This window comes from Amycolatopsis marina (assembly GCF_900111885.1).
Lineage (GTDB): Bacteria > Actinomycetota > Actinomycetes > Mycobacteriales > Pseudonocardiaceae > Amycolatopsis > Amycolatopsis marina.
Genome location: NZ_FOKG01000024.1, coordinates 45,160 through 62,632, shown reverse-complemented (window position 1 = coordinate 62,632; position 17,473 = coordinate 45,160). Strand labels below are relative to the sequence as shown.

Below are 17,473 nucleotides of genomic sequence, written 5' to 3'. Positions count from 1 at the left end.
CTCACGACCCTGTGAGTTCGCCGAGACGACGCCGCAGGTAGGCGCGCTCGGCCTCGTTGGCCGTGTGCTCGAGCGCGGCCCGGTACGCCACGGCGGCCTGGCCGGCCCGCCCTGCCCTGCGCAGCAGGTCGGCCCGCGCGGCAGGCAACAGGTGGCTGTGCTCCAGCCCGCCGTCCCGCACGAGGTCGTCCAGCAGGTCAAGGCCAGCGTCCGGCCCCGATCGCATCGCCACCGCGATCGCGCGGTTCAGCGCCACGGTGGGCGACGGCACCCTGGCCAGCAGCGCGTCGTACAACTCGACGATGCGTGCCCAGTCGGTCTCCTCGGCGGACGGCGACGTCACGTGGCAGGCCGCGATCATCGCCTGCAACTGGTACGGGCCGAACTGTTCGCGTCGTGCCGCCTGCCGCAGGTCCGCGACGCCCTTCGCGATCAGGGCACGGTCCCAGCGCGCCCGATCCTGCTCCTCCAGCGGCACGAGCACGCCGTCGGCCGACACACGCGTCGCCGACCGCGCATGCTGGAGCAACATGAGGGCGTTGAGCCCGCGCGCCTCCGGATCGTCCGGCATCAGTTCGACCAGCAGCGCCGCCAGCCGGAGCGCTTCCTCCGCCAGCACCGGGCGGTGCAGGCCGGGGCCCGCGGTGGCGACATACCCCTCGTTGAAGAGCAGATAGACGACCCCGAGGACCGCAAGTGTCCGTTCCGGCAGCAGGTGAGCCGGTGGCACCCGGTAGGGGATTCCGGCGTCCCGGATCTTGTGCTTCGCGCGGACCAGGCGCTTGGCCATGGTCGCCTCCGGGGCGCCGAAAGCCCTGGCGATCTCGGCCGTCGACAACCCGGTGAGCGTGCGCAGTGCGAGCGCAACCTGGGCCTCGAACGCGAGCGCGGGGTGGCAGCAGGTGAAAATCAGCCGCAGCCGCTCGTCGGCGATGCCGCTGTCGAGCGCGTCGAGGTCCGCGTCCGGTCGGCCCGCGTCCTCGATCACGGCGAGCTGCCGCAGTTTGGCCTCGCCGAGGCGATCACGGCGCACGCGGTCCAGCAGCCGGTGGCGGGCAGCGGTGAGCAGCCATGCCCCCGGCCGGTCGGGGATCCCGTCCCTCGGCCAGGTCCGCCAGGCGAGGGTGAAAGCCTCCTGCGCGCACTCCTCGGCCAGATCCCAGTCGCCGGTGGAGCCGATGAGCGTCGCGACCAGCCGCCCCCACTCCCCGTGAAAGGCGGACGTGACGGCCTCCGAAACATCGGTCACGGCTCACGCAGGGGCCGGATCTCCACCTGGCCGACCGCGCAGGCGGGGTGGCCGGAAGCGATCTCGATGGCCTCGTCCAGGTCGTCCACCTCGATCAGGGCGAAGCCGCCGATCTGGTCCTTGGCCTCGATGTACGGCCCGTCCGTCAGCAGCACCTCGTCGCCGCGCACCCGCACGGTCGTCGCGGTCCGGCTCGGCTGCAGCCCCTCGTGCGCCCGGAGTACGTCCCGGGCCACGAGGTCGTCCATCCAGGCGGTGAACGCTCGCATCCCCTCCTCGTTCGGTTCCTCACCGACCTGGGTTTCGTCCGCACTGATCATGAGTAGGTAGCGCAAGGGACCTCTCCTCTCGTTCCTGTCACCCACCCGACGCGCGGGATGGTCGTTGATGGACATCCGGCCGCAGGAGATTGTTGCAGCGCGATGTCCATCACGGGCGGTCTCGTACGTCGATGGGCTGAACCGGTTAGTCGGAGAAGGAGACAAGTCATGCATACCGTGGTTTCGGCGGACGGGACGACCGTCGCGTACAACCGGGCGGGCAGCGGCCCGACCATCGTGTTCGTGCCCGGTGCGTTCAATGACGCAACGACCTGTGCGCCGCTCGCGGAGCGGCTTCAGGACCGCTACACAGTGGTGTGCCCCGATCGGCGCGGGCGCGGTCACAGTGACGATGCGATCGCCCCGGCAGACGCGGCGACGTACACGGTGCAACGCGAGATCGAGGACCTCGACGCGGTCATCGCAGCCGAGGGTGGCGCGGCGGTGGTGTTCGGTTTCTCCTCCGGGGCGATCCTGACACTGCGCGCAGCGGCCGCCGGATCGGCGATCACCCGGCTGGCACTGTACGAGCCGCCGTTCGCCCTCGGCGGGCTCGCCGGAGCCGGACACGACGGTCTCCCGGAGAAGCTGGCCGCACTCATCGCGGACGGCAGGCCGGGCGACGCGGTCGCGACCATGCAGATCGAGGGCATCGGGCTGCCCGCCGAACTGGTCGAGCAGATCCGGCAGTCGCCCATGTGGGCCGGCCTCGAAGCGGTCGCACAGACCGTGGTCTACGACGCGGAGATCACCAGGCCGCCGAACCTTCCCACTCCGCAGATGGCGCGGCTCGACATCGAGACCCTCGTGTTCAGCAGTGGTGAATCCTGGCCGAGCCTGCGCACGGCCGCACAGGAACTGCCGGGGCGGCTGGCCAGGGCGCGGTACGTCGACGTGCCCGGCGGGACCGACCACGGCATCCCTGCGGAGGCCACGGCCAAGGTGCTGGGCGAGTTCCTCAGCGGCTCTGGCATGTGACCGATCCCCACACCGGGCCGGGATTTCATGGGCCCGCTCGCCATTTCCGTGACCGGCCCGGCTTTCTACCGTCGACCTCGGTCCGACGAGTGTTGATCCTGGGAGGTCGCGGTGCGTGAACTGATCACGGTGGCGTTGTCGGTGCTCCTCCTGACAACCGGCCCGCAGTCGCAGGCAGGCGCGGCCGAGCACGGATCGTGCTCGGCCGCGCAACGGTTGCACGTGCCTCGGGCCGAGCACCGCACAGTGGCGTGCCTACGGGACCTGACGACGGCCGGAACCATCCGTAGTGGACATACAGATCCCGCGGACTGGGCCGGACTGACCCAGGACGCGCTTCCGGTGCCCCCGCCGGTACCGGGAATTCAGGTGGACGGGTACTTCCGGGACGACTCGGCGACGAACACGAACCACGGCTGGCAGCACGACGCACAGTTCGTGTTACGGCTGCCCGAGCGCTGGAACGGCGGTCTCGTGGTCAGCGGCTCGCCGGGAAACCGCGAGCAGTACGCGAACGACCGGGTCATCTCGGACTGGGTGCTCGCTCGTGGTTACGCGTTCGCGGCCACGGACAAGGGCAACACCGGGCTCCGCTTCTTCACCGACGGCGACCGCCCTGGGGACGCGATCGCCGAGTGGAACCACCGCGTGACCGAACTGACGCGGGCGGCGAGGGCTGTCGTGGCTCAGCGGTATCACCGGCCGCCGGCCCGGACACTTATGACCGGTTTGTCCAACGGTGGGTACCTGGTGCGCTGGCAGCTGGAGAACCGTCCCGAACTCTATGACGGCGGAGTCGACTGGGAGGGAACACTGTGGACGGAGGAAGGGCCGAACCTGGTGGACTTCCTTCCCCCTGCGCTCAGGGCGTATCCCCGCTACGCCGATGGCGGCGCGGACGCGGACGAGGCCCATGCCGATCTGGTGGCGGCCGGTTTCCCTGTGGGCTCGGAGTTTCTGTGGCCGTTTCACCATCAGTACTACTGGGACCTGACGCAGCGGATATACCGAGAGGAGATCGATCCCGCGTTCGACGGTGCGACCGAGGCGGGCACGCCGTACTGCCTCCCGGGTAGCCCGGACTGCGACGCGGACTACGACTACGCCAGCAGACCGAGCGAGGTGCACGAGGCGGTGCGCCGGATCGGGTTGACCGGGCGGATCGGGAAGCCGTTGCTGACGCTGCACGGAACGATGGACGTGTTGCTGCCGATCACCCGCGATTCGGATGTGTATGCGGGCATGGTGCGGGAGCAGAGGCGCGGCGGGCTGCACCGGTATTACCGGATCGAGGGTGGTACGCACACGGACGCGCTGGTGGACGTCTTTCCGGACCGCCTGCGCGCGCTGGCGCCGTGTCACCGCAGCGCGTTCACGGCGTTGGAGGACTGGCTGACCCGTGGCGTCCAGCCTCCGCCCTCGACCACGGTGCCGCGACCCGCGGACGCGACCCCGGGGGACCTGGTCACGAGCTGCGTGCTCTAGGTCAGAGGTTGGCCTATATCGCTCCTAGTGTTCGGGCGTGACGCTTCCCGACCTGAAGGAGACCGCGATGACTGTCAACCCGATCCCCGAGGGCTACAACACCGTGACCCCATGGCTGATCTCGCAGGACACCGTGGGCCTCATCGATTACGTCAAGGAGGCCTTCGACGCGGAGGAACTCGGCAGGGTCACGGGCGAGGACGGGCGTATCGGGCATGCGGAGGTCCGGATCGGTGACTCGGTGGTGATGATGTTCGACGCTCCACCGAACTGGCCCGCGACGCCCGGCTTCCTCCGGCTGTACGTCGAGGATGCCGACGCGGTACAGCGCCACGCCGTCGAGGCAGGCGGGACGGAGGTCACCCGGGTCACGCACCAGCTCTTCGGCGATCGGGTGGGCAGGGTGAGCGACCCGTTCGGCAACCTGTGGTGGATTCACACCCGTGTCGAGGACGTGAGCGAGGCAGAGGTGGAGCGACGGTTCGGCGACCCGGACTGGCTCGCGGCGATGCGCAGCGCCCAGGACGTCGACTTCGTTCCCGGTCAGGCGAGGTAGCCAGGGGGAGGGCCGGGTCTGCTCGTCCGAGGTCGCCGCTAGGCGTAAAGGGCGAGCCAGATCGCCACGTAGTGCGAGGCCGCCGCGAGGACGGTGCAGGCGTGGAAGAACTCGTGGTAACCGAAGGTCTCCGGCCAGAAGTTGGGCCAACGCGTGCCGTAGAAGACCGCGCCCACGGTGTAGAACAGGCCGCCGACCAGCAACAGGACCAGTGCCGCGACGCCGGCGTTGGCCAGCAGTTCGGGCAGTACGAAGACGGCCACCCAACCCAGGGCGATGTAGATCGGAACGCCGAGCCAGCGCGGTGCGCTCGGCCAGAGGAGTTTGAGCGAGACGCCGGCGATGGCGCCGCCCCAGACAACTCCCAGAACGATGTAGCCGGTGGGCTGGCTCATCGCCAGTAGCGTGAACGGGGTGTACGTGCCCGCGATGAACAGGAAGATCATCGAGTGATCGGCCCGTTTCATCCACTTGTATGCCTTCGGGCTCCAGATGCGCCGATGGTAAAGCGCGCTCACGCCGAAAACGCCGAGCACAGTCAACCCGTAGATCGAGGTCGCCAGTGCCGCGGTCGCGGACACCGTGGCACTCGCCAGCGTGATGAGTGTCGCCGCCGCCGCCACGGCACCGAAGAACGACCAGAAGTGGATGTGCCCGCGCAGACGCGGGCGCCTTTCCGGGCCGGCTGGTGGTGGGGTGTCGGTCACTGAGCTCACGACCTCCAGGTTACGTTGCCGTAGGTTGTCCGGCTATGAAGTGTGGTGTGCGCGGCTCTGGGGGAACTGCGTACGCTCCTGACACGTGAGTCTTCGGTCGATCCTTTCGGACATCGTCTACAGCGTCTACGCGAGGCGATTGATCCAGCAAGCAGGCGGACGCCACCCCCGCCACATCGCCATCATGCTCGACGGTAACCGGAGATGGGCAAGAGAAGCCGGGTTCACCGACGTCAGTCACGGTCACCGTGCGGGCGCCAAGAAGATCTCCGACTTCCTCGTCTGGTGCCGCGAGGCGGAGGTCGAGGTAGTGACCCTCTGGTTGCTCTCGACCGACAACCTGGGCAGGGCCTCGGAGGAGGTCGAGGCACTCCTCGAGATCATTCCGGACGTTGTCGACGAGTTGGCCAAACCGGACAATCCCTGGCGCATACGTATCGTGGGAGCGCTCGACCTGTTGCCGACGGAGACCGCGGCCCGGCTTACTGCCGCGGCACTGCGCACGGATGGCCGAAACGGCATGGCGGTCAACGTCGCTGTCGGTTACGGGGGCAGGCAGGAGATCGCCGACGCGGTCAAGAAACTGTTGCTCCAGCACGCGGATGAGGGCACCCCGATCCGGGAGCTGGCGAAGATCCTGGATGTCGACCACATCTCCGAGCACATGTACACCTCGGGACAGCCGGATCCCGATTTGATCATCCGGACGTCCGGAGAGCAACGTTTGTCCGGATTCCTTCTCTGGCAGTCGGCGCACTCGGAGTTCTGGTTCACCGAGGCCTATTGGCCGGCTTTTCGGCGCGTCGATTTCCTGCGGGCGATGCGTGATTACGCTGTCCGGCATCGCCGCTACGGCGCCTGATGCACACGAAAAGTCGGCTGTGGGGAATAAGAACATTCCCCACAGCCGACTTCGTTATTCCTGGCTCCGCACGACCTGGGCTGGCCGGAGATATGTAATGCGGAGCGCGGAATCTCAGTGACCGTCGACTTCGGTGTCCGCGACGCAGATGTCCGGGGCAACGGTCTCGTTCGCGGCCGGGGACTGGGGGGACAGCACCGGCACGGCCACACCGAGGTCGTTCAGCACATCGCGGACCTGCACGGCCAGCACGTTGACGTTGAGGTCGCAGAGGCCCACGTTGTTGTGGTTCAGCACGTCGTTGACGTTGACGAGACCGACCTGACCGGTGTGGTTGTTGTGGTCGTTGTTGTCGATTCCGTCGCCGCCACCGGTCGCGAAAGCGGGCGAACCGGCGAGCATCAATGCGCCAGTTGTTGCGGCGACGATTGCAGCCTTCTTCAGCACGTGGAAACTCCCTAGTAATCAATCACGGATTGAGGTTCGACAGTGGAACTTGCCTGCCGGTGGCATGACAGTACATCGATAGCCGGGTGGGTCACATTTTTGGCAAGAACCCGTGTCGGGCCCGGAAGGATGACAAGGTTTAAAACTGCTTGCGCTGGGAACGGGCCGTTTGCTTGTGACGCTTTGGCCTATCAGTGCAGCTAATCACGGGTATGCCTCTGTATGATAACGGTCGCGACACGTAAACAGTCGTGACGCTCTGTGACAGGCGAGCACTCCTGCTCATTCGTCAGGTGGGGGAAGTGCTTGCAGAACGTGAACTTTGCTTCCTCGGTACAGCACCCAATCGTGTGATTTTCGAGGTCAGCGCGCATTTTGCTGGTTACCGCTTAGTAGTAAGAGTGCCCGACTTGAGAGGTGACAGTGAAGTGACGAGTGGGCGAATCACCTGTGTGGCTGCCTGCATGATCGGCTCGGCACAGGTAGCTTCCGAAGTGACGGCTCGCGCACCCATGCGGGCCGTTGCGGGAGGCCCTGGTCGTGGCTGTGGTTGAGAGAACGGTGGATCCGTTCACGAGACGCACGAGGGGGCCGGCACCCGGCCCTCGTGGCCGCTGGAGCTGACGCGCGAGCGTCGGTGAGAGCAGGTCAGCCAGGGTGGTGCCCGGCCCAGCGAGTGCGGGCGTGGTGTCGCGCCCACGAGGGAGAAGCCGTGACTGCGCAGCGTTCGCCTCATTTGGCTGCAGGCCCTTCAGCGATCAGTGCCGACAGCACTGGGAAAGCCTCGATCTCATCCCACCCCGAGCTCCTGACCCGCACCTATGTGCTCGACACCTCGGTGTTGCTGTCCGACCCCTGGGCACTGACCCGATTCGCCGAGCACGCCGTGGTGTTGCCGTTGGTCGTGATCAGTGAGCTCGAAGCGAAGCGGCATCATCCCGAGCTGGGCTGGTTCGCCCGCGAGGCGCTGCGCATGCTCGACGACCTCAGGCGCACGCACGGTCGTCTCGACGCGCCGATCCCCATCGGCGAGGAGGGCGGCACCCTGCACGTCGAGCTGAACCACTCGGACCCGACGGTGCTCCCTCCGGGATTCCGAACCGATTCCAACGACCACCGCATCCTGGCGTGCGCGCTGAACCTCGCTGTCGAACGACATGAGGTCACGCTGGTCACCAAGGACATTCCTCTGCGGGTCAAGGCCGGGGCGGTTGGTCTGGACGCCGACGAGTACCGGGGGCAGGACGTCGCCCCTTCCGGTTGGACGGGAATGTCGGACGTCGACGTGCCGAAGGAGGCACTGGACGCGCTGTTCGGCGAAGGGTCGGCGGATCTAGCCGACTTCGGCCTCCCGGAGGTCGGGGAGCTGCCCTGTCACACCGGCCTGCGATTGCTCGCCGGTAGTGGAAGCGCGCTGGGCCGGATCACCGCCGACAAGCGGGTGCGACTGGTGCGGGGCGACCGTGAGGCGTTCGGCCTGCACGGGCGGTCGGCTGAACAGCGGATCGCCCTCGACCTGCTGCTGGACTCCGAGGTCGGCATCGTCTCGATGGGTGGCAGGGCAGGTACCGGCAAGTCGGCCCTTGCCCTGTGCGCCGGGTTGGAGGCGGTGATGGAACGCAGGGCGCACCGCAAGGTGGTGGTCTTCCGGCCCGTCTATGCCGTTGGTGGCCAGGATCTCGGCTACCTCCCCGGCTCCGAGAGCGAGAAGATGCAGCCGTGGGCGCAGGCGGTCTTCGACACCCTCGGTGCACTGGTCAGCCAGGACGTGCTCGACGAGGTGTTCGACCGCGGGATGCTGGAGGTTCTCCCGCTGACGCACATTCGCGGCCGATCGCTGCACGACGCGTTCGTGATCGTGGACGAGGCCCAGTCGCTGGAGCGCAACGTGCTGCTCACGGTGCTCTCCCGGCTCGGCACAGCGTCCAGGGTGGTGCTCACGCACGACGTCGCGCAGCGGGACAACCTGCGGGTCGGTCGGCATGACGGCGTCTCGGCGGTGATCGAGAAGCTGAAGGGGCATCCGCTGTTCGCCCATGTGACGCTCACCCGCTCGGAGCGTTCGCCGATCGCGGCCCTCGTGACCGAGATGCTGGAGGACCACGGCTGAGCGGAGCGGGGCCACGGCCGCTTCGGCCGTGGCCCCGCCGCCGCAAGCCTCGCACTTTCCCGGGAAAGTGCGATAGTTGCGCACACACGTATCGCACTTTCCCGGGAAAGTGCGATACGGACGCGAGTCGGTCTCAGTCGAGGGCGCGGCGCATGAATCCCTTGATGCCGATCGCGCCGAAGATCACCAGCGCGAGCAGGATGATCGGGACGTCCAGCCACAGCGGAATGGACTCGACCTGGTCGCCGATGAGCAGGTCCCGCATGCCTTCGCTGACATAGGTCAACGGGTTGATCGCGCACACCACCTGGAACCACCGCAGATCGTCCAGCGCGTGCCAGGGGAACTGCGTCGAGCCGGTGAACATCAGCGGAATCAGGATCACCGCGAACATGATGTTGATCCGGCGCGGGTTGATGAGCGTGCCGATCGTCATCCCGATCGCCGCGCCGGCCAGCGAGCCGAGCACGATCATGCCGACGACGCCCGGCCAGGCCGAGGCGGGCCAGTGAATGCCTTCCAGCATGACGAAGCCGACCGGGATCATCAGCAGCGCCGCGACGATCCCGCGGATCGCCCCGAAGAGCATCTTCTCGATGGCCACCAGTGGGATCGGCATCGGAGCGAGCAGCCTGTCCTCGATCTCCCTGGTCCAGGAGAAGTCCATCACCAGCGGCATCGTGGTGTTCTGCAGCGCGACGACGAACCCGTTCAGCGCGACGATTCCCGGCAGCAGGATCTGTACGAAGCTGTCGTCGACGTAACCGATGCCGGTGAGGACCTTGCCGAAGATGAACAGCATGAAGAACGGCTGGATCACGACCTGTGCCAGGAAGGGGCCGAGTTCCCTCCCGGTCACGAAGACGTCGCGCCAGAGCACGGCGAGGAAGGTGCGCAGCGAGACGCCGACCCCGTGCGAAGCGGTGCCGGCCGCGGGTTGGGTCGTGGTCATCGCAGGTCCCGTCCGGTCAGGTGAATGAAGACGTCTTCGAGGCTCGGGGTGCCGATCGAGAGATCGGTGACCTCGCACCCGGTGGCTCCGGTCGCCTTGAGCACCTGTGGCAGCACGACCGGTGGCTCGTACTCGGTGTAGAGCCGGAACTGTGCGGTTCCGTCCGCTGTGGAGGAGGAGATCCGCTCCGCGCGCTCCACGCCATCTACAACGGACAGTTCTTCCGCGACGCGCTCCGGGTCGTGTCCGTTCACGTTGACGGTGACGGTGAGCGTGGTGCTGCCCGGCAGCGAGCGGGTGAGCGCCGTCGGGCTGTCCAGCGCGAGCAGCTTTCCGTGGTCCACGATGCCCACCCGGTCACAGAGTTTCGCGGCCTCGTCCATGTCGTGGGTCGTGAGCACGACCGTCACGCCCTCCGTGCGCAGCTCGGCGACCCGCTCGTGCACGAACAGCCGCGCCTGTGGATCCAGGCCGGTGGAGGGCTCGTCGAGAAACAGCACCTTCGGCCGGTGCATCAGCGCTCTGGCGATCATCACTCGCTGGGACTGTCCACCTGAGACGAAGTCGATGCGTGCCTTCGCCTGGTCGGCCAGGCCCATCCGCTCCAGGATCTCGTCCGCACGCCGGTTGCGCTCCGCCCTGCCGACGCCGTGATAGATCGCATGGAAGATCAGGTTCTGCCGGATGTTGAGCGAGCGGTCCAAATTGTTGCGCTGGGGCACCACGGCCAGTAGTTGCCGGGCGGGCCCGGGTCTGCGCACGACGTCCACACCGTGCACGAGCGCCCGCCCCGAATTTGGGCGCACCCTGGTGGTGAGCACGCCAACGGTGGTCGTCTTTCCCGCACCGTTGGGTCCGAGCAGGCCGAACACCTCGCCGTGCGGCACCGAGAAACTCAGCCCGTCCACGGCGGTCGGGCCGCTTCTGCGGTACCGCTTGACGAGGTCGACTACTTCCACCGCATCGTTCACGCATCCAGGCTATGCCGGATCGCAACTCACTTTGCCGGAGATCGTGTCCGCCGTGCGTGAACCGCGGCGGAGTTCACCAGCCAGTGGGAAGTGGCCTGCCCTCCGCGAATCCGGCCGCCGACTGCACGCCGATGACCGCGCGTTCGTGCAGGTCCTCGATGCTGCGCGCACCCGCGTAGGTGCAGGCCGAGCGAACTCCCGAGCAGATCGAGTCCAGCAGGTCCTCGACCCCGGGGCGGGCCGGGTCCAGCGCCATCCGCGAGGAGGAGATGCCCTCCTCGAACAGTGCCTTGCGGGCCCGGTCGAACGCGTTGTCCGTGCGCGTGCGGGCACCCACCGCGCGCTTGGAGGCCATGCCGAAGGACTCCTTGTACGGCCTGCCGTGCTCGTCGTACCGCAGGTCGCCGGGAGACTCGTGGGTGCCGGCGAACCAGGAGCCCACCATCGCGGCGGACGCGCCCGCCGCCAGCGCCAGCGCCACGTCGCGGGGGTGACGCACCCCGCCGTCGGCCCACACGTGCTTGCCGAGCGCCCTGGCGGCGGCGGCACAGTCCGCCACAGCGGAGAACTGCGGGCGGCCGACGCCGGTCATCATCCGGGTGGTGCACATCGCACCGGGGCCGACGCCGACCTTCACCACGTCCGCGCCGGCCTCGATGAGGTCGCGCGTGCCCTCCGCGGTCACCACGTTGCCCGCCACGACGGGGACCGACGGTGACACCGAGCGCACGGCCTTCAGCGCCGAGAACATCTTCTCCTGGTGTCCGTGTGCGGTATCCACCACGAGCACGTCGACTCCCGCCCGCAGCACGGCCTCGGCCTTGGCGGCGACGTCGCCGTTCACCCCGACGGCCGCGGCCACGCGCAGGCTGCCGTCAGCGTCGACGGCCGGGGTGTATATCCCGGCCCGCAGTGCCGACACCTGGGTGAGGACACCGGCCAGCCTCCCGTCGGCATCCACGCCGACAGCCAGCCTGCCACCTTGGGCGTGCAGCTTCTCGAAGACCTCGCGTGGCTCGGTGTCCAATGCGAACGAGAGCACTCCCGTGTCGGCCACCTCCCCGAGCCGGGCGAACTGGTCCACACCGGAACACGCGGTTTCGTCGACCACGCCGACCGGCTTTCCCGCACCGTCCACCAGCACGACCGCGCCATGGGCGCGCTTGCCCAGCAGGTTCAGCGCGTCGGCGACGGCGTCACCGGGGGTCAGCACCAGCGGCGTGTCCCACACGGTGTGCCGGTTCTTCACCCAGGAGGTGATGTCGGCGACCGCGGCCGGATCGACGTCCTGCGGTAGCACGACGAGGCCACCCCTGCGGGCGACGGTCTCGGCCATGCGCCTGCCGGCAACGGCGGTCATGTTCGCGACGACGATGGGAATCGTGGTGCCCGTGCCGTCCACGGTGGACAGGTCGACGTCGAAACGCGACTCCACTGCCGACCGGTTCGGCAGCAGGTAGACGTCGTCGTAGGTCAGGTCGTGGGCGGGCCCGTGGCCATCCAGAAAGTGCACGAGTGCTCAGGTTACACCGCCGCCCGTCGTGAGCAGCACGATCCGGGGTGGACCAGACTCACCTACCGCCGGTATCTACTTTCGGGTAGGTTACTGCCGGTAGGTAGAACTTCGTGCGGACGAGTCCACCTGGAGGGGTCGATGCCGACGACGAATGCGGCGGTCGAACTGCTGGCCGAGCCCCTGACGCTGCGCTGTGGCGCCGTGTTGCCCCACCGGTTGGCGAAGTCGGCGTTGAGCGAGCAGCTGGGAGACCGCCGCAACCGGCCCGGCAGGGAGCTCGTCGAGCTGTATCGCACCTGGTCGAGGGGCGGCGCAGGGGTACTGGTCACGGGCAATGTGATGGTGGACCCACGCGCGCTCGGCGAGCCGCGCAACGTCGCGGTGTCCGAGGAGCCCGACGCGGGGGCGTTCCGGGAGTGGGCGGCGGCTTCCACGGGAACCGGCTCCCAGCTGTGGGTGCAGCTCAACCACCCCGGACGGCAGAGTCCGCGCTTCCTGTCCCGGCAGCCGGTCGCCCCGTCCGCCGTGCCGTTCGGGGATCGCGGCGTCCGCTCGGTCTTCGCGACTCCCCGTGCGCTGACCGGCAACGAGATCGACGTCATCATCGACCGTTTCGCCGTGTCGGCGCGCACGGTGATCGACGCCGGATTCCGCGGCATCCAGCTGCACGGCGCGCACGGGTACCTCATCTCCCAGTTCCTCTCACCGCTGACGAACCGGCGTACGGACGCCTGGGGCGGGGACGCGGTGCGGCGAAGGAGATTCCTGCTCGAACTCGTGCGCCGGGTCAGGGCGGAGGTCGGGGACTCCGTTCCGCTGTCGGTGAAGCTGAACAGCGCTGATTTCCAGCGCGGCGGGTTCACCGAGGAGGAGTCGCTCGAGGTCGTCCGCGAGCTCGGCGAGGCGGGCATCGACCTGCTCGAGATCTCCGGCGGCACCTACGAGCGCGCGGCGATGATGGGTCTGACCAGCGGCAGCAGGGCCAGCACGCGCAGCAGGGAGGCATATTTCCTCGACTACGCAACCAAGGCCCGGCAGGTCAGCGATGTCGCCCTGATGGTCACCGGCGGATTCCGGACCGTCGCGGGGATGGCGGCCGCCCTGCGTTCCGGCGCGCTCGACGTCATCGGGCTCGGCCGCCCGGTCACCGTCACACCGGACCTGCCCGCACGGTTGCTGGCCGGGGAGGATGTCGAAGCGGAGCGCCTCTGCCCGAAGACCGGTATCCGGCTGGCCGACAGCTGGCTGGAGATCCAGTGGCACACCCAGCAGATGCATCGTGTCGCGTCCGGCAAGCCGGTGGACCGCCGTCGCGGTGCCGTCCGCTCGCTCGTCGTCGCGGGTGTGAACGACCCGCTCAACGCGTTTCGCCGGGTCCGCGGTTGAGCGACACTGTCCTCCTTCGGAGGAAGTTCGCCTGCCTTCGGTCGCTCGCCCGTACCCGTCCGCCGGACCGGCCGCGGAGTTCGCGCACCGGCTCTGGGAACTGAAGCGGGCCGCAGGCGGCCCTTCCTACGACCGGATGCGCGGCGAGTACGGGGTGTTGGCCTCCAAGTCCGCGTTGTCCGCCGCGGCGCGGAGCAGGCAGCTGCCGTCCTGGGACACCACCTGGGAGTTCGTCCGCGTGCTCGCGGTGGACATCCTCGGCGAGTGCCAGGATGCGGCGCGAACCGAGTGGCTGGCCAGATGGGAGCGGGCGCGGGCGGGGCGCTGTTCTTCCTCGTGAAGGTCGTGGAGTAGCACCGCGAGTGGCCATCCGTCGCGGTGGTCAAATTCGAGACGTGCGGTGGGACAAGGTCCTGTGGAAGGGCGGCATCGCACCCGGCAAGGAGAAGAAGGTCAGCACCGACGTGCTCGGCGAGTCGCCGATCAGTTACAGGATCGCCTTCGACGTGCGGTCGAACGCGTCGAACAACTACACGTAAGCATTTCCTCGGCCCGCTGCTACTGATTCCACCCTCACCGAACAGGGGACAGGCATGCGTTCGATCACCAGGGCGGCGACCGTCGCCGGACTCACCCTCGTGACGGCACCGGCCGGCGAGGTCGCCGTGTCGGACATCATCAAGACCTGTGGCAATAAGTACTCGGGATACATCAGGCGACTCGGCAAGGACGCGCTGTGCCTGCGGCCCGGCACCCGGACCGGCGCGAACTTCCCGTACTACGGCGGAGTGGTGAAGACGGTCGCCCGCTGACCGACACGATCAGCCACGGAGCAGGCCCCGTACGGCGTCGATCGTGTCGGCGTCGGCGGGGTCCTTGTCCGGGCGGTACCGCACGACCCTGGCGAAGCGCAGCGCCGCTCCGCCGGGGTAGCGGGTACTCGTCTGGGCACCGTCGAGTTCGATCTCCACCACGAGTTCGGGCCGGACGTGCACGACCCAGTCGGAGCGTTCGCGCTCGATCTGTTGCAACCGTTCGGTCTGCCAGGTGAGGAGTTCGTCGGTGAGGCCCTTGAACGTCTTGCCGACCATGATCGGCGGGCCGCCGTCCGGATCGCGGGCGCCGAGGTGCAGGTTCGAGAGGTAACCGGTGCGCCTGCCGTGTCCCCACTCCGCGGCCAGCACGACCAGGTCGAGCGTGTGGACGGGTTTGACCTTCAGCCAGGCCCGGCCACGCCTGCCCGCCGCGTACACCGAGTCCAGCGCTTTGACCATGACCCCCTCGTGCCCCGCGGCGAGGGCGCTGTCGAGCAGGGCGGATGCGTCCACGGGGTCGATCTCACCGGGGATGACATGCTCGCCAGCGACACTGCGCAGCGCCTCGTTGCGCTCGCGCAGCGGGGCGTCGAGCAGGTCAACACCGTCCAGGTGCAGGCAGTCGAAGAAGTACGGCCGCAGCAGCAGCGCCCGCACCTGCTCGTCGCGGGTGCTGCCGAACCGCGCCATCGTCTCCTGGAACGGCCGCGGCCTGCCCTCGTCGGTGAGCGCGAGCGTCTCCCCGTCCAGGACGACCGACTCGCACGGCATCGCCCGGACCAGCGCCACCAGTTCGCCGACCTGACCAGTGATCTCCCGCAGGGTCCTGGTGTAGACGTGCACCTCGTCGCCCTCCCGGTGCACCTGGATCCTTGCACCGTCCATCTTGTACTCCACGATGGCCGAGGGGAGTTCGGTGATCGCCTCGGCGAGGGACTCCGCCGGGGAGGCGAGCATCGGCCGGACCGGCCTGCCCAGCTTTATCCGGAACCGGGTGAGTGCGTCCGTGCCACCCGACATCGCCGCGCTCGCGGTGGCGGCCAGCGAACCGGACAGCATCAGCGCGCGCCGCACGACGTCGGCCTGCACCGCGGCCGCGGCGGCGATGGCGTCGACCATCACCCCCTCCAGCGCGCCCTGGCGTAGTTCCCCCGTGAGCAGCCGGACCAGAAATCGCTGTTCGTCCTTGGTGGCCCGGCCGAACAGTTCGGTGAGCGCGGTCGCCCGCCGCGCCACGGAACCAGTGCCGCCGGCCGCCGCGATCGCGCCCAGTGCGGCGTCCACCTCGCCGAGGGTCAGCGACGGAGTGTCCGCGGGCGGGGTCTCGAGGTCGACGAGCGTGCGCCAGCCGGTGCCGATTCGGCCCTGCGTCGGCGCGCCGGTGAGGAAGGCGACGGCCGAGGCGAGTTCGCTCACCGGGGCCGCGCGCAACGTCTCGGCCAGGATGGCGATCTTCGCCTTGCGCGAGCGGGTGGCCGCCAGGTCGGCGGACGCGGTGACGACGGTGTCGAGCAGCATGCCTGCCATCATCACCCAGCGGTCCGACACTCCGCTTCCGGAACGGACGCCTCCGAAACCGCCGCCGCCGAATTCCCGGTGGGGGTGCGCAGGACGAGCAGCACGGCACCGAGGCAGACGGCCAGCCCGAGCAGGCCGAGCGGCGCCACCTGCTCGCCGAACATGACCAGCGCGAGGAGCATCGTGGTGGGCGGCGTCAGGTACAGCAGGCTGGAGACGCGGGTGACCGAGCCGCGCCGGACGTTGAGCCAGTAGAAGCCGTAGCCGCCGAACGTGGAGAGCACGACCACCCACGCGACCGCCAGCCAGAACGACCCCGAGGTGGGCGGGGCCGCCTCACCGGTCGCCATGGCCAGGCCGGTGAACAGCACCGCGCTGCCGGCGCACTGGATCATCAGTGAGTCACCGAGCGGAAGTTCCGTGGCGGCCTTCCGCTCGACGAAGGTCGCCGCGACCAGCGAGAGCATGGCCCCGAACGGAAGGGCATAGGCGAGCGTGGGAGCCCCAGAGTCGCCGTTCAGGTCCCCGCCGACCACCAGTGCCACCCCGGCGAGTCCCACGGCGAGTCCGATCCACTGCGGGCGGCTGGTGTGCTCGCCGAGCAGCGGGCCGCTGAGCGTGGCCGCGACGATCGGCTGCAGGGCGGCGACCAGTGCCGCGATTCCAGCAGGCACGCCGAGTTCGGCCGACATGACGACGCCGTACAGATAGCCGCCTTGCGACAGCAGGCCGACCCCCGCGTGCACCCCGATCTCCCTCGCGGTGAACCTGCGCCTGCGAGTCAGGGACCACCAGAGCCCGATGAGTGCGGTGGCGGCGAGAAACCGCCACATCAACAGGGTGTTCGATCCGGCGTGCTGGGTCCCGAGTGTGGCGCCGATGAAACCGGAGCTCCACATCAGTACGAAACCAACGGCTGGGACCGCGTCTGTCCTCATCGGACGTCCTTTCCGGTTGAGGTATACCGACCGGTATGGTTACTAGACTAACTAGACCGACCGGTATACTGTCAAGGGGTGATGGACGAACTGACGATGACTCCTGCGGCGGAGCGAGTGCTCGAGGTCGCCGGGCGCCTGTTCTACGAGAACGGCATCCACGCGGTCGGCGTCGAGTCGATCGCGACCGAGGCGGGGGTGACCAAGAAGACCCTGTACGACCGGTTCGGCTCGAAGGACACCCTGGTCGGGCACTATCTCGCGCGCCGTGACGAGCGCTGGCGCGAGCATGTCGTCGGCGTGGTCGAGCGCGGCACCCGAGTGCCGCCCGCCCGCAGGCTGCTGCTCGTGTTCGACGCGCTCGAGGAGTGGATGTCCACGGAGAACCCGCGTGGCTGCGCCTTCGTGAACGCACAGGCCGAGCTGACGGACGCGGCGCATCCGGGCCGTGAGGTCATCCGGGAGCAGAAGCTGTGGATGCTGGACTACCTGCGCACGCTCGCCAGGGACGCCCGGCTGCGCAATCCGCGCCGGGTCGCCACATCTCTGCTGGTGCTGCTGGAAGGCGCCACGGTCACCGCGTCCTTCGGGGTGGTCCCCGGTGCGATCGGCAACGCCAAGGAGATCGCCCGGCAGCTGGTCGAGCACTGAGGG

19 protein-coding genes are annotated in these 17,473 nt (G+C 68.4%); 10 read left to right on the top strand and 9 right to left on the bottom strand.

Annotated features, from left to right (window positions below):
* Position 1: 1 nt before the first annotated feature.
* Entirely contained in the window at positions 2-1,249 is a 1,248-nt protein-coding gene (locus tag BM199_RS28410; protein WP_091677934.1) for an RNA polymerase sigma factor, read from the bottom strand.
* Positions 1,246-1,584, bottom strand: coding sequence for a YciI family protein (locus BM199_RS28405; RefSeq protein ID WP_091677993.1), 339 nt, complete (start codon positions 1,582-1,584; stop codon positions 1,246-1,248). The genes BM199_RS28410 and BM199_RS28405 overlap by 4 nt, the downstream gene beginning before the upstream one ends.
* Before the next feature lie 153 nt (positions 1,585-1,737).
* On the opposite strand from BM199_RS28405, the gene BM199_RS28400 reads away from it, so the two are divergent.
* From BM199_RS28400 to BM199_RS28390, 3 genes are all read left to right on the top strand, one after another.
* On the top strand, positions 1,738-2,547 hold the full coding sequence (locus BM199_RS28400; protein ID WP_091677931.1) for an alpha/beta fold hydrolase: 810 nt from the start codon (positions 1,738-1,740) through the stop codon (positions 2,545-2,547).
* Positions 2,548-2,667: 120 nt separating this feature from the next.
* Positions 2,668-4,032, top strand: coding sequence for a 3-hydroxybutyrate oligomer hydrolase family protein (locus BM199_RS28395; protein ID WP_425425610.1), 1,365 nt, complete (start codon positions 2,668-2,670; stop codon positions 4,030-4,032).
* Between the two features lie 37 nt (positions 4,033-4,069).
* On the top strand, positions 4,070-4,588 hold the full coding sequence (locus BM199_RS28390) for a VOC family protein (protein WP_245788839.1): 519 nt from the start codon (positions 4,070-4,072) through the stop codon (positions 4,586-4,588).
* A 38-nt stretch (positions 4,589-4,626) separates the two neighbouring features.
* On the opposite strand, the gene trhA is transcribed toward BM199_RS28390, so the two are convergent.
* Positions 4,627-5,304 (bottom strand): PAQR family membrane homeostasis protein TrhA, encoded by a 678-nt coding sequence (gene trhA, locus BM199_RS28385; protein ID WP_177242834.1) that lies wholly within the window; start codon positions 5,302-5,304, stop codon positions 4,627-4,629.
* A gap of 85 nt (positions 5,305-5,389) precedes the next feature.
* On the opposite strand from trhA, the gene BM199_RS28380 reads away from it, so the two are divergent.
* Entirely contained in the window at positions 5,390-6,166 is a 777-nt protein-coding gene (locus tag BM199_RS28380) for an isoprenyl transferase (protein ID WP_091677923.1), read from the top strand.
* Positions 6,167-6,280: 114 nt separating this feature from the next.
* Here BM199_RS28380 and BM199_RS28375 read toward each other — a convergent pair whose 3' ends face one another.
* Positions 6,281-6,613: a hypothetical protein gene (locus BM199_RS28375; protein WP_091677920.1), complete on the bottom strand. Its 333-nt coding sequence runs from the start codon at positions 6,611-6,613 to the stop codon at positions 6,281-6,283.
* A gap of 823 nt (positions 6,614-7,436) precedes the next feature.
* Between BM199_RS28375 and phoH2 the strand changes: the two genes are divergently transcribed.
* Positions 7,437-8,723, top strand: coding sequence for an RNA 5'-3' helicase PhoH2 (phoH2, locus tag BM199_RS28370; protein ID WP_091677918.1), 1,287 nt, complete (start codon positions 7,437-7,439; stop codon positions 8,721-8,723).
* Between the two features lie 133 nt (positions 8,724-8,856).
* On the opposite strand, the gene BM199_RS28365 is transcribed toward phoH2, so the two are convergent.
* The 3 genes from BM199_RS28365 to guaB1 all read right to left on the bottom strand — a co-directional run bounded on the left by BM199_RS28365 (position 8,857) and on the right by guaB1 (position 12,159).
* Complete coding sequence (locus BM199_RS28365; RefSeq protein WP_091677915.1) at positions 8,857-9,675, bottom strand: ABC transporter permease; 819 nt, start codon at positions 9,673-9,675, stop codon at positions 8,857-8,859.
* Positions 9,672-10,646, bottom strand: a complete 975-nt coding sequence (locus BM199_RS28360; protein WP_091677913.1) for an ABC transporter ATP-binding protein — start codon at positions 10,644-10,646, stop codon at positions 9,672-9,674. The genes BM199_RS28365 and BM199_RS28360 overlap by 4 nt, the downstream gene beginning before the upstream one ends.
* A 73-nt stretch (positions 10,647-10,719) precedes the next feature.
* Positions 10,720-12,159, bottom strand: a complete 1,440-nt coding sequence (gene guaB1 / locus BM199_RS28355; RefSeq protein WP_091677910.1) for a GMP reductase — start codon at positions 12,157-12,159, stop codon at positions 10,720-10,722.
* Between the two features lie 141 nt (positions 12,160-12,300).
* Here guaB1 and BM199_RS28350 point away from each other — a divergent pair, with 141 nt between their 5' ends.
* From BM199_RS28350 to BM199_RS28340, 4 genes are all read left to right on the top strand, one after another.
* On the top strand, positions 12,301-13,548 hold the full coding sequence (locus tag BM199_RS28350; RefSeq protein ID WP_091677908.1) for an NADH:flavin oxidoreductase/NADH oxidase family protein: 1,248 nt from the start codon (positions 12,301-12,303) through the stop codon (positions 13,546-13,548).
* Positions 13,549-13,702: 154 nt separating this feature from the next.
* Positions 13,703-13,888, top strand: a complete 186-nt coding sequence (locus BM199_RS34755; RefSeq protein WP_245788835.1) for a hypothetical protein — start codon at positions 13,703-13,705, stop codon at positions 13,886-13,888.
* Between the two features lie 55 nt (positions 13,889-13,943).
* On the top strand, positions 13,944-14,087 hold the full coding sequence (locus BM199_RS34045; RefSeq protein WP_177242833.1) for a hypothetical protein: 144 nt from the start codon (positions 13,944-13,946) through the stop codon (positions 14,085-14,087).
* 54 nt (positions 14,088-14,141) lie between these two features.
* Positions 14,142-14,360, top strand: a complete 219-nt coding sequence (locus BM199_RS28340) for a hypothetical protein (protein WP_091677905.1) — start codon at positions 14,142-14,144, stop codon at positions 14,358-14,360.
* A gap of 9 nt (positions 14,361-14,369) precedes the next feature.
* Here BM199_RS28340 and BM199_RS28335 read toward each other — a convergent pair whose 3' ends face one another.
* Complete coding sequence (locus BM199_RS28335) at positions 14,370-15,881, bottom strand: ATP-dependent DNA ligase (protein WP_091677988.1); 1,512 nt, start codon at positions 15,879-15,881, stop codon at positions 14,370-14,372.
* 11 nt (positions 15,882-15,892) lie between these two features.
* On the bottom strand, positions 15,893-16,819 hold the full coding sequence (locus BM199_RS28330) for a DMT family transporter (protein WP_091677903.1): 927 nt from the start codon (positions 16,817-16,819) through the stop codon (positions 15,893-15,895).
* Positions 16,820-16,900: 81 nt separating this feature from the next.
* On the opposite strand from BM199_RS28330, the gene BM199_RS28325 reads away from it, so the two are divergent.
* Positions 16,901-17,470 (top strand): TetR/AcrR family transcriptional regulator, encoded by a 570-nt coding sequence (locus tag BM199_RS28325; protein ID WP_425425609.1) that lies wholly within the window; start codon positions 16,901-16,903, stop codon positions 17,468-17,470.
* The last annotated feature ends 3 nt before the right edge of the window (positions 17,471-17,473 follow it).

Bases quoted from the DNA above. Each gene is read 5' to 3' on its own strand.
- BM199_RS28340 (WP_091677905.1), top strand. From the start codon at position 14,142: ATGCGTTCGATCACCAGGGCGGCGACCGTCGCCGGACTCACCCTCGTG.
- BM199_RS28400 (WP_091677931.1), top strand. From the start codon at position 1,738: ATGCATACCGTGGTTTCGGCGGACGGGACGACCGTCGCGTACAACCGG.
- BM199_RS28325 (WP_425425609.1), top strand. From the start codon at position 16,901: ATGGACGAACTGACGATGACTCCTGCGGCGGAGCGAGTGCTCGAGGTC.
- BM199_RS28365 (WP_091677915.1), bottom strand. From the start codon at position 9,675: ATGACCACGACCCAACCCGCGGCCGGCACCGCTTCGCACGGGGTCGGC.
- BM199_RS28350 (WP_091677908.1), top strand. From the start codon at position 12,301: ATGCCGACGACGAATGCGGCGGTCGAACTGCTGGCCGAGCCCCTGACG.
- BM199_RS28335 (WP_091677988.1), bottom strand. From the start codon at position 15,881: ATGCTGCTCGACACCGTCGTCACCGCGTCCGCCGACCTGGCGGCCACC.
- BM199_RS28330 (WP_091677903.1), bottom strand. From the start codon at position 16,819: ATGAGGACAGACGCGGTCCCAGCCGTTGGTTTCGTACTGATGTGGAGC.